Annotated in this window: 1 protein-coding gene; it reads right to left on the reverse strand. The window is 35.4% G+C overall.

The features are described from left to right. Positions 1-257 precede the first annotated feature (257 nt). Positions 258-1,185: autotransporter outer membrane beta-barrel domain-containing protein (locus DMC01_RS12500; protein WP_221887168.1), on the reverse strand; the 928-nt coding region annotated here is incomplete at its 5' end.

Genomic DNA, 1,185 nt, shown 5'->3' on the forward strand with positions numbered 1-1,185 from the left:
AAATTTAAACACAAGTGAATTTAAAGATTTTCAAAGCCCCTAAAAAGCTCCTTACAACACTTGTAAGCACTTTTAAATACTTTAAAAACACCTTCAAAAGCTCTTTAAATATCTTTTAAAGCATTTTAATCACCTTTAAAAGCTATTTAAATATCCCTTAAAGCATTTTAACCACCTTTAAAAGCCCCTCAAATACCATATATTTTAAATATATTTTAAAAGCCCCTCAAAGTTCTTGCATTTTAAATATATTTAAACTAATTTATCCCATACTTAAAAAGCAAACTTCCCCCATAATAATTAAGCCCTGTGTTGTAGTGCCTAAACAAGCCTTCTACATTAAGCCTAAGGCTTTTGTAGCTTAGTATTTGTGCACCAAGGCTTACATTTATGGCACTGTCATAGCTTTTGTTTTCATATCTTAGCTCAGTAGCATTTGATCTTAAAAAAAGATGCTTGTGTGAGTTATAAAGTCTTTGTTCAAAACTAGCCTTTGAGTATATGCTTGCAAGATCATTAAACATATAATGCCCCTCAAGCCCAGCATTTGCATCCAAAACATAGGCATTATAAGCATTTGATTCAAAGCCAAGCACGGTTGTAAAGCCCTCTTGCCATTCTAAATAATTTGCAAGACCTACAAAGGGCTTAATAGAAAACTTCTCTCCAAACCTAGCCCCCACAGTTAAGCCAAGCAAGAGTTGATAATTTGAAAAAGTTGAGGTAGAGTTTAAAAGATCTTCTTGCCACTCATTGTTTATATTAAAATTACCAAGCAAGAAATTTGCATTAAGATCGCTTTCTAAAAGGCTGAATTTATAGCGGTTCATAGTGCCTATTTGAAATAAATTTGCCTTTGTTTGCGTTCTTTGTGTGCTTAAATCTTGCCTAGCAGCCCCGTAAGCATAAGAGAGGTAAATTTTATTGATATAATCATCCCTATTATAGCTTGCACCAAGGCTAAGCCCTGCTACATAGCCCTTTGTGTCCCTTGCTCTTAAAATGGCTCCAAGAGGCTGGACATAAAAGTCCTTGCTCCTTCTTGCCTCCAAGCCCACAAAGGATCTGCCGCTGTCAATCCTCATTAAATTACTAGCTGCAAAATACCTTGCCTCAAAGCCTGTTTTACTAAGTGGAGCAAGCAAAGTATCTCCCTTGAAAGCATTTATCATACCCTTTGGGCTT

Source organism: Campylobacter troglodytis, assembly GCF_006864425.1.
Lineage (GTDB): Bacteria > Campylobacterota > Campylobacteria > Campylobacterales > Campylobacteraceae > Campylobacter_D > Campylobacter_D troglodytis.